Here is an 8,885-nt window from a genome sequence, read left to right on the forward strand (position 1 = left end):
GACACCGGCGTCATCGGGTCGATGGAGAGACCGACGCGGGCAATGATGGCGCGGGAATCCTGCTCCATCCTGCGCCAGCTCACCAGGCCAAGCGGCCCGGTCGGCGCGCGGCCGATGAAGATGTTCTCCGCCACGGTCAGCGTCGGGATCAGGCTGAGCTCCTGGTAGATGGTGACGATGCCCAGCCGCTTGGCGTCCTGCGGGCTCGCCGGCTGATAGTCGGCGCCGTCGAAGGTGATGCGGCCGCTGGACGGCGGCATGACGCCGGACAGGATTTTCAACAGCGTCGATTTTCCCGCGCCGTTTTCGCCAAGCAGGCCGAGGATTTCGCCGGGATGGACATCGAGCGAAACATCGCTCAGCGCGGTGACGCCGGCGAAATGCTTGGTGACGCCTTCGACGGCAAGCAGGACGGGGGATGCGGCTTCAGCTGGCAAGGATGGCTCCCGGATTGCGGCAGGCAGCGGGGCACGCCCCCCTCTGTCCTACCGGACATCTCCCCCACGAGGGGGGAGATTGGATGTCGTGAAGGCTTTCGCCAATCTCAAACGTTGCAAGAGAGGCGCGGTCGAAAGAAGCTGCTGATCTCCCCCCTCGTGGGGGAGATGTCCGGCAGGCCAGAGGGGGGCGTGCCCCACCGGCCTCACCAATCCAGCCTACTTCGTCTCGTTCAGACGCTCCGCCTTATCCAAATTGTCCTTGCCGATAACGATGGGCGTCAACAGTACCAGCTTTTCCTTCGGCTCGGTCTTGTCCTTGGCGTAGGCGACCGCGATCTGCACGGCGGTGCGCGACTGCTTGCCGGGGAACTGTTCGACCGTGCCGGCGAGCTTCCCGTCGCGCACGGCGACCAGCGCTTCGGGCAGCGCGTCGAAGCCGTAGATCTTGACGTCGGTGAAGTTGCGCGCGGCGCACGCTTCGAGCGCGCCCAGCGCCATGTCGTCATTGGCGCAGATGATGGCGTCCGGCTTGCCGTTGGCGGCAAGGCCGGCTTCCGTCACCGTCAGCGCCTCGGCGCGGGCGAAGTTGGCGGTCTGCTCATAGATGATCTGGTACTTGTCCTTCAGCGGATCGAGCACATTGTGCACGCCCTTGTTGCGGTCGATCGCGGGACCCGCGCCCGGCTGGCCCTGCAGGTGGAACAGCTTGGCGCCATTGGGGAATGCCGCCACCACGGCGCTCGCTTCCGCCTCGCCGCCCTTCACATTGTCGGCGCCGACATGGGCAAGGATGCCCTGGACACCGTCGACGCGGCGGTCGATCGTCACCACGGGAACGCCGGCCTTGACCGCTTCCTCGATGGCTGGCGCCAGCGCGTTGACGTCGAGCGGCGAGATGACGATGGCGTTGACCTTCTGCACCAGGGCCGCCTCGATGTCGGCGGTCTGCTTGGTGGCCGAGTTCTGGCCGTCGCTCTCGGTCAGGTTGACGCCTTGCGCCTGCGCTTCGGCCTTGATCTCGTTCAGCATGTGCACGAAGAACGGAAAGCCGAGACTGGGCACCGAGCCGAGAATGGTGAGTTTGTCCTCGGCGAAAGCCGAGCGTGCGGCCAGCATCATGGCGCCCGCGGCCACGGACGTCATCAGGAATTCGCGTCTGTTCATGGGTTCCTCCTCCACAGAAGCGCACTGTCCCTAAAAACCGGGACCGGTTTCAGGAAGGATCATGCGCCGGTTAAAGTGTTGGAGCATCCTCCTTGCGCCAAGAACGCATGCCGCTCCAGCTGACCGCCGCCAAAACTCCTCCGATCGGCGTCAACAAGAGGATGCTAACCCAGGGTCAACCGTTTGTGCAACATCGATATAACAGAGCCGGACAGCGACTTGTCGGAATTGTCTGAATTTTGGATTCTTGGGGCCTGAAGGCTCTTCTATGTCAGGAACGTCAAAGTGCGGCTCCAAAGTTGCGCGGCGGCCGTTCCATTATAGTCGGGCAGTGCCGGGTCGGAAAAATAATGTCCCGAGTTTGGATAGCGGAAGACCTGCACATCCGCTCTCGCTGCCTCCGCACTTTCCTGCCAGGCGCGGACATCCGGCTCGGGGAAAAGTGGATCGGTGTCCGCGACATGCAGTTGAACCGGCAGGCCCGGGCGCGTGTTCGCAGGCACGGTCGCCAAACCATGCAACAGCAGGACACCCGCGGCCAGCGGACGCGACGCCCAGAATTCCGCCACCACGCCGGCGCCCATCGAGATGCCGGCCAGCACCGCATCGCCCGGCGTCGAGGCCAAAGCCTCCCGCGCCTTTAGGCAGATGGCGTCCCAACCGATCCGTGCCTTGATCGCGAATCCTTCATCGAGATCGTCCGTCGCCGCACCCTGATAAAGGTCTGGCAGCGTGACGGCATGGCCGCTGGCGCGGACGCGCTCGGCAAGATCACGTTCGATCCGGCGCAGGCCAAGAACCGAGTGAAACAGGATCATGTTCGCCATGCTCTGGTCCGGGTCGCTGAAATCCCGTCATGCTACCTGCCGGGGCTTGGAGCCTCAAGGCACGCCACGTCGACTTCCATTTTTCCGACCCGGCATTACCTTTGGACTGGCCAACGCCGACAAACGGAGACACCCATATGAAGCCGCACATCATCTGCCATATGCTTGCCTCGCTCGACGGCGGCCTTCATCCGAGCCGCTATACCGAAAGCCCCGACGGCAGCCGGGCCGAATGGTCTGGCCTCTATGAACAGATCCACAACGACCTCGAAGGCGACGCCTGGATCGTCGGCCGCGTCACCATGGCCGAGATGAGCAAGGCCGGCGCGCACCCGCCGGCGCATGCTGGCAAGGTCGAGCGGCCGCATCATTTCGCGCGGCGCGACGCGGGCAGCTATGCCTTGGCGCTCGATGCCTCCGGCAAGCTGCATTTTGCCAAGCCCGACATCGGCGGCGATCATGTCGTGGTGCTGCTCGGGCGTGATGTCCAGGACAGCCATCTGGCCGAACTGGCAGCCGACGGCGTGTCCTATGTCGTTTCGCAAACGCCCGACATCGATCTCGCCGCGATGCTCGACGTGCTCGGGCGCGAACTCGGCATCCGCCGGCTGCTGCTCGAAGGCGGCGCCGGCATCAACGGCTCCTTCTTCGCGGCCGGGCTTGTCGATGAGCTCAGCCTTCTCATTGCCCCCGCGCTCGATGCGCGGGCGGCGAACCAGGGCTTTGTCGAGTTCGGCGAGGCCGGCCTGGCGAGCAAGATGCAACTGTCTCTGACGAGTTGCGAAGCACTGGCGCACGGGCTTGTTCACTTGCGCTATGCTGTCAGCGCTGGCTGATCTCGTGCTTGCGTTTTTGGACTGCATGCCTCCATCGTTTCGTCATCCACGGGCGGAGCAAGGAGCGTAGCGACGCAGCGCAGACCCGAGGATCCATGCCGGGACTCCTGAGCCCCGCCACAGTGAAGAATTCTGCTCCGCTGCGCTCTTCGGCCCAGGTCACGGAATGGATCCCAGGGTCTCCGCGACGGAGCTTCGCTCCTGCTGCGCCCTGGGATGACGAAGTTTAGAAGCCTCGGCCAATTCCGAACGTTGCTACCACCCATCAGTATCGCATGGCGTCGAGATCGGCGATCAGCGTCGGGCCGGTCGGATGCCAGCCGTGCCGCGCCTGGGTCAGCGCGCTGGAGGCCGGCAGGTCCATGGGGGCGAACATCGCCATCCAGCCGAAATGCTCCGCCGCCTTTTCCGGCGCGATCGAAACGACCGGCAGGTTCAGGCCCCGGCCAAGCGCCTCGGCGATCGCGCGCACCTCGACGCCTTCCTCGCCGACGGCGTGATAGCGCGCGCCGGGTTGGCGCTTTTCCACCGCGAGCCGGTAGAGGCGCGCGGCGTCGAGCACATGGCCCGCCGAAAAGCGATTGCGGCCTTCGCCGACATAGGCCGAAACGCCCTTCTGGCGCGCGATCTCGATGAGCGGCGAGATGAGGCCTTGCTTCCTCGTGTCATGCACCTGCGGCAGGCGCAGTACCGAAAGATTGATGCCGGCCTCCAACAAGGCATTGCCGGCGAGTTCCGAGGCGATGCGGGGATTCGCGTGACCGGCGTTGAAGACATCCTCGACCGCCAGTTGGCCATGGCCGGGGCTGCCCATGCCGACGCCCGACGTGATCACCAGCGGCCGGTCGGAGCCGGCGAGCGCCTCGCCAAGCGCGGCGATGACACGGCTGTCCTTTTCGCAATTCTCGACAAACCGCGAGAAATCATGGTCGAACGCGGTGTGGATCACGGCCTCAGCCTTGGCCGCGCCGTCGCGCAGGCTTTTCGGATCCTCGAGGGTTCCGCGATACACCTCGGCGCCGGCGGCTGCCAACGCCTGCGCGCCCGCCTCGGAACGGGTAACGCCGACCACCTGATGGCCGGCCTGAAGAAGTTCGGGAACGAGCGCCGAACCGATGAAGCCGGTCGCGCCGGTGAGAAAGATACGCATGCAAAATCTCCTGGGTTGCCTGCGTAATATCGCTGCTCTATTATTCCATTAAAGTAGTGATCTTATCATGGTATAATGGCTAACAGGATGCCCAACGCCTCCAACGGCTCGCTCGCTGCGTTCCTGAAAGACCGGCGCACCCGGCTCGACCCCTCGTCGTTCGGCTTCTCCGGGCGCAGGCGCACGCCTGGGCTGCGCCGCGAAGAGGTTGCCCAGCGCGCCAACATCAGCCCGACCTGGTACACATGGCTGGAACAGGGCCGCGGCGGCGCACCCTCGGCCGACGTGCTGAACCGCATCGCCAAGGGCCTGCTGCTGACCGAGGCCGAGCGCGAACATCTTTTCATGCTGGGGCTGGGGCGCCCGCCCGAGGTCCGCTACCTCCGCGCCGACGGCGTCAGCCCCAGGCTGCAGCGCCTGATCGACACGCTCGAGGCAAGCCCTGCCCTGATCAAGACGGCGACCTGGGATGTCGTCGCCTGGAACAGCGCCGCGCAAGTCGTAATGACCGACTACAGCACCTTGCCCGCCGGCCAGCGCAACATACTGCGCTTCATGTTCCTGAGCCCCGCCATCCGCGCCAAGCAGCACGATTGGGAGAACCTTGCCCGTTTCGTGGTCGGCGCGTTCCGGGCCGATGCGGCGCGCGCCGGCGCGGTGTCCGAGGTCGCCCAACTGGTGGAGGAATTGTGCGGCGCCAGCCCCGAATTCGCCGCCCTGTGGCGGGAGAACGACGTGCTCGCCCATGGCGACGGGACCAAGCGCCTGAAGCACCCCGAACTCGGCGACATCGAGCTCGAATATTCGGCCTTCGCGGTCGATGGCCGGCCGGACCTCAGCCTGACCGTCTACAACCCGGTGGACAGCAAGGTCGCCGACCGCATCCGCGACCTCGCCCGGCGCCGCAAGGAGCGAGACGCGACGGACCCGTCGATGAAGCCCACCACGCCTTAGAGCAATTCCAGGAAAAGTGTGAAACGGTTTTCCGTTCGGGATTGCGTAAAAACAAAGAGTTAGAGCCGTTCGGCGATTCCGTGAAATGCGGAACGGCTCTAGGGGCGTTCGCACATCGCCTTCAGGATCCGCAAGGTCGGCCCCCAGTAAAGATTGGCATGCGGACGGATCGACGGTTCGGCGAAGCCGCTCAGCGTCAAGGTCAGCAGCGTTCCCTGATCCGCCGGCTCGAGTGCGAAGCCGACCACAGTGTGGTTTTCCGGCATATCAGCCAGGCGCGAGGCCGACAGCGTGCTCCAATAGCTGTAGGCGAAGCTCTTGTCCGGCTCGAAGGCCCGGACCGCGCCGTGGTTCTCGAACGGCATGCCATGCAGCACGCCGCGTATCACGATCGCGCCGCCGGCATGCGCCTCGAGGCTGACATCAAGCTCTTCGTCGGACATCCATTGCGCGATCAGTGCCGGCGTCGTCAGCACCCGCCAGACCTTGGCCGGGTCGGCATCGATGGCGATGGCCTTGACGATCGGCGTGGTGTCGAGGGAACCGGTCACGAATGCAGCGACATTGCTGCAGCGACGCGACCGGAACCACGCCGGGCAACATTATGGACCGGTCTTTCCGAACTTGCCCCGGCAGGATTGCACGCAAGGCCTGTTCGACGACCGATTTCCATCACAGGATACTTGTCGCCAGCCGGTCGAGCCGCGAATCCTCACGGTAGAGGACGCGGACGAGCACCGCCGCGGCAATGCCGATCAAGGCACCGCCAAGCACATCCGTGACGTAATGGGTGCCCACAAACAGCCTCGACCAGCAGATCAGCACCGCCACGGCTCCGAAAATCAGCGCGCGTCCGGGAAGCGCCTGCAGGGCGAATGCGGCAACGATGGCGAAAGCCGCCGTCGCGTGATCCGAGGGGAACGACCAGTCGGCGCTGGCGGGAATGATGAGATGGGTCACACCGGCGTCGTAGGGACGCACGCGATGCACGAAAAGCAGGATGATCTGGTTGGCGCCAAGTCCGATCAGGAAAGACAACCCCGCCGCGATCGCGGCATGGCGGACGTGGGTCCGGTCCGTCCTGCTCCACCATTGCAGGACCACGCAGGCGATCAGGAGCGGGACACCGAATTTCGTCACCGAGATCATGATCAGATCCAGCGCCGGGCTTATTCCCGCCGCCGAATTGATCCAATGTGTAGCCGTCACGTCCATCAATTCACCTTATCGTCGAGCCGCCACACCAAATGGCAGGAGAGCCATGAACGAGCAGCGTGTCCACCAGATTTTCGAAGTCAGCCTGCTGCTAAAGGGCGCACATGCGCTCATCGAATGCGTCGGCGGCTTGCTCCTCGCCTTTGTCAGCACCAGCACCATCGTGTCGCTGGTGAACAGGCTGACGCAGGAAGAACTGGTCGAGGACCCGCATGATTTCATCGCCGGCCATCTGATGGACGCGGCGAACCATTTCTCCGTCGGCACGCAGCATTTCTACGCATTTTACCTTCTCAGCCATGGCCTCATCAAGATTGCCCTGGTGGCGGGGCTGCTGAGGGGGAAGCTGTGGGCCTATCCGGCCTCGCTGGTCGCCTTGCTGCTGTTCATCGTCTACCAGCTCTACCGCTTCAGCTATACCCGCTCCGCGGGGCTGATCGTGCTCACCATATTCGACCTCGTCGTCATCTGGCTGATCTGGCACGAATACCGCCTCGTTCTGCGCCACAAGGTGGCAAGCCGTTAGGGGGGCGTCGTTGGCGACACCACGCTTGCAAGATCCTCCGTGGAGGACAGCGAGGCATCATCACACACCACGGCGGCGGCCTGCCCGTCCCTGCGGTTGCCGTCGTTATTGCGAGGGCTCGGGCGCCAGCACGAGGGCGATCTCGTGCGCCGCTTGCGCGGCATGGCGGCGCACGGTGGCAAGGTCGAGCATGCTGTAGGTGGTCGCCACATAGGGCACGGTGAGTGCCGCGACCGAATGGCCGAACGGCCCGATGACCGGGAAGGCAAGATCGATGACGCCCGGCTGCAGCCCGTCCGCCACCTCTTCGTGGCCGGCGGCGCGAATGCCGGCAAGCGCCTCACGCACATCGCCCTTTTCGTCAGCAATGCCGGAGGCTTGCAGCCATTGATTGACTCTGTCCTGCGGCTGGAACGCCATCAGCGTGCGCCCGGTCGCGGTGCCGAACAGCGGAAACTCGGCGCCGACGCGCACGCGGAAGCCGAACGCCGCCGGACTTTCCACCTGCGCCAGGATCAGCACCCTGCCGGCATTGTGGACGCCGAGGTTGCAGGATTGCTGGATGGCGTCGGACAGCCGCCGCATCGAAGGCAGCGCCGCCTGGACGAGGCCGCGCAGCGGCTCGTGCCGGTGCGCCAGTTCGAACAGGCGCGGCGACAGGAAATACGGCCCGGCCGGGCGGTCGCGGAAGATGTAGCCGCGCCGCTCCAGCGCCTGCAGCACGCGGTAGATCTGATGGATCGAGCGTCCGACCGCTTCGGAAATCTGGCCCTGGTTCAGCCCGTCCTTCTGCTCGGCCAGCAGTTCGATGATGTCGAATGCCTTTTCCAGGGCCGGAACCGAATAGTCCGGCGCTTCCGCGGTCTTGCCAGCCATGCCCCATAATCCTTCTCGGACCAGCCTAGAATCATGGGCCTACCATAGCTACAAGGCGGCTCCCATCGAAGCCGTCATCAACCGGGCGATGCGCCGGTTGATGTCGTCGGGCACCGGCTGCGCGCCCGCCGCCAACCCTGCGCCCTTGGCTACACGCTCAAGCGACAGCGCCTGCAGCATGAAGCCGATATCCATGGACTCGATCGAATTGCCCTTCGGCTCGATTCCGGCAAGGTTGAACATGCGTCCCTCGGCGACGAGGATGACATGCCGCCCATTGGCGAGATCGAGACGCCGTAGAGCGCCGTCCAGATCGGTGACGACGCTGGTCATGGCAGCGAGACCCTCAGTGTCGATCTCCCACGGAAAATGCCCGGAATTGGCCAGCACCGCGCCATCCCGCGTTTGCGAAATCGCCGCCGCCGGCAGCACGCCGGCGCGGCCGGTGGCGGTGATGAACACTTCCGCCCATGGCGCCAGGTCGGCGAGCGGCGCCACGCGGTAGCCGTCGAGCGCCGCCTCCAGCGCCTTGATCTCGTCGATCTCGACGATGGCGACGCGTCCGCCCAGCGCTCGCAGATATTGCGCGATGCCGCGCCCGCACCAGCCATAGCCGATGACGCAGAAGCGGCGGCCGGGGATCATCAGATTGGTGATGCGCATGAAACTTTCCACTACCGATTGGCCGACCGCGTGCTTGTTCTCGCCGATCGCCTTCAGTGGGCTGTCATTGATGACGATGGAGGGGAACGGCACCTTGCCGGCCAGCTCGCCACGCAGCCGGTCGCCGCCCGATGTCGTCTCCTCGGTACCGCCCAGGATCGATGCCGCCCTGCCCCGCTCGACGATGCCGGCGGCAAGATCGGCGCCATTGTCGAGCAGCATGTCGGGCTTGGC

11 protein-coding genes are annotated in these 8,885 nt (G+C 64.8%); 3 read left to right on the top strand and 8 right to left on the bottom strand.

Going from position 1 to position 8,885, the window contains the following annotated elements; all coding sequences use genetic code 11:
* From EOA36_RS18355 to EOA36_RS18365, 3 genes are all read right to left on the bottom strand, one after another.
* On the bottom strand, nt 1-437 hold a 437-nt coding region (locus EOA36_RS18355), incomplete at its 3' end, for an ATP-binding cassette domain-containing protein (RefSeq protein ID WP_145969210.1).
* Nucleotides 438-656: 219 nt separating this feature from the next.
* Entirely contained in the window at nt 657-1,604 is a 948-nt protein-coding gene (locus EOA36_RS18360) for a substrate-binding domain-containing protein (protein WP_127278840.1), read from the bottom strand.
* Between the two features lie 266 nt (nt 1,605-1,870).
* Nucleotides 1,871-2,431, bottom strand: coding sequence for a dienelactone hydrolase family protein (locus EOA36_RS18365; protein ID WP_127278841.1), 561 nt, complete (start codon nt 2,429-2,431; stop codon nt 1,871-1,873).
* Between the two features lie 137 nt (nt 2,432-2,568).
* Here EOA36_RS18365 and EOA36_RS18370 point away from each other — a divergent pair, with 137 nt between their 5' ends.
* A complete protein-coding gene (locus EOA36_RS18370) occupies nt 2,569-3,267 on the top strand; it encodes a RibD family protein (RefSeq protein ID WP_127278842.1) in 699 nt (232 codons plus the stop codon).
* Between the two features lie 265 nt (nt 3,268-3,532).
* Here EOA36_RS18370 and EOA36_RS18375 read toward each other — a convergent pair whose 3' ends face one another.
* Entirely contained in the window at nt 3,533-4,417 is an 885-nt protein-coding gene (locus tag EOA36_RS18375; RefSeq protein WP_127278843.1) for an SDR family oxidoreductase, read from the bottom strand.
* 87 nt (nt 4,418-4,504) lie between these two features.
* On the opposite strand from EOA36_RS18375, the gene EOA36_RS18380 reads away from it, so the two are divergent.
* Nucleotides 4,505-5,371, top strand: a complete 867-nt coding sequence (locus EOA36_RS18380; RefSeq protein ID WP_245464399.1) for a helix-turn-helix transcriptional regulator — start codon at nt 4,505-4,507, stop codon at nt 5,369-5,371.
* A gap of 98 nt (nt 5,372-5,469) precedes the next feature.
* On the opposite strand, the gene EOA36_RS18385 is transcribed toward EOA36_RS18380, so the two are convergent.
* Together EOA36_RS18385 and EOA36_RS18390 are read right to left on the bottom strand one after the other, a co-directional pair.
* Complete coding sequence (locus EOA36_RS18385) at nt 5,470-5,922, bottom strand: SRPBCC domain-containing protein (RefSeq protein WP_127278845.1); 453 nt, start codon at nt 5,920-5,922, stop codon at nt 5,470-5,472.
* 121 nt (nt 5,923-6,043) lie between these two features.
* A complete protein-coding gene (locus EOA36_RS18390; RefSeq protein ID WP_127278846.1) occupies nt 6,044-6,586 on the bottom strand; it encodes a phosphatase PAP2 family protein in 543 nt (180 codons plus the stop codon).
* A gap of 46 nt (nt 6,587-6,632) precedes the next feature.
* On the opposite strand from EOA36_RS18390, the gene EOA36_RS18395 reads away from it, so the two are divergent.
* On the top strand, nt 6,633-7,112 hold the full coding sequence (locus EOA36_RS18395) for a DUF2127 domain-containing protein (protein ID WP_127278847.1): 480 nt from the start codon (nt 6,633-6,635) through the stop codon (nt 7,110-7,112).
* 105 nt (nt 7,113-7,217) lie between these two features.
* On the opposite strand, the gene EOA36_RS18400 is transcribed toward EOA36_RS18395, so the two are convergent.
* Together EOA36_RS18400 and EOA36_RS18405 are read right to left on the bottom strand one after the other, a co-directional pair.
* Entirely contained in the window at nt 7,218-7,988 is a 771-nt protein-coding gene (locus tag EOA36_RS18400) for an IclR family transcriptional regulator (protein ID WP_127278848.1), read from the bottom strand.
* Between the two features lie 48 nt (nt 7,989-8,036).
* On the bottom strand, nt 8,037-8,885 hold an 849-nt coding region (locus tag EOA36_RS18405; protein ID WP_127278849.1), incomplete at its 5' end, for an adenosylhomocysteinase.

The organism is Mesorhizobium sp. M8A.F.Ca.ET.021.01.1.1 (genome assembly GCF_003998025.1).
In the GTDB taxonomy this organism is placed as follows: Bacteria; Pseudomonadota; Alphaproteobacteria; order Rhizobiales; family Rhizobiaceae; genus Mesorhizobium.

What these genes read in the sequence shown, in the direction of transcription:
- EOA36_RS18370 (WP_127278842.1), top strand. Translation starts at nt 2,569, where the DNA reads ATGAAGCCGCACATCATCTGCCATATGCTTGCCTCGCTCGACGGCGGC.
- EOA36_RS18395 (WP_127278847.1), top strand. Translation starts at nt 6,633, where the DNA reads ATGAACGAGCAGCGTGTCCACCAGATTTTCGAAGTCAGCCTGCTGCTA.
- EOA36_RS18390 (WP_127278846.1), bottom strand. Translation starts at nt 6,586, where the DNA reads ATGGACGTGACGGCTACACATTGGATCAATTCGGCGGCGGGAATAAGC.
- EOA36_RS18400 (WP_127278848.1), bottom strand. Translation starts at nt 7,988, where the DNA reads ATGGCTGGCAAGACCGCGGAAGCGCCGGACTATTCGGTTCCGGCCCTG.
- EOA36_RS18380 (WP_245464399.1), top strand. Translation starts at nt 4,505, where the DNA reads ATGCCCAACGCCTCCAACGGCTCGCTCGCTGCGTTCCTGAAAGACCGG.
- EOA36_RS18375 (WP_127278843.1), bottom strand. Translation starts at nt 4,417, where the DNA reads ATGCGTATCTTTCTCACCGGCGCGACCGGCTTCATCGGTTCGGCGCTC.
- EOA36_RS18360 (WP_127278840.1), bottom strand. Translation starts at nt 1,604, where the DNA reads ATGAACAGACGCGAATTCCTGATGACGTCCGTGGCCGCGGGCGCCATG.
- EOA36_RS18365 (WP_127278841.1), bottom strand. Translation starts at nt 2,431, where the DNA reads ATGGCGAACATGATCCTGTTTCACTCGGTTCTTGGCCTGCGCCGGATC.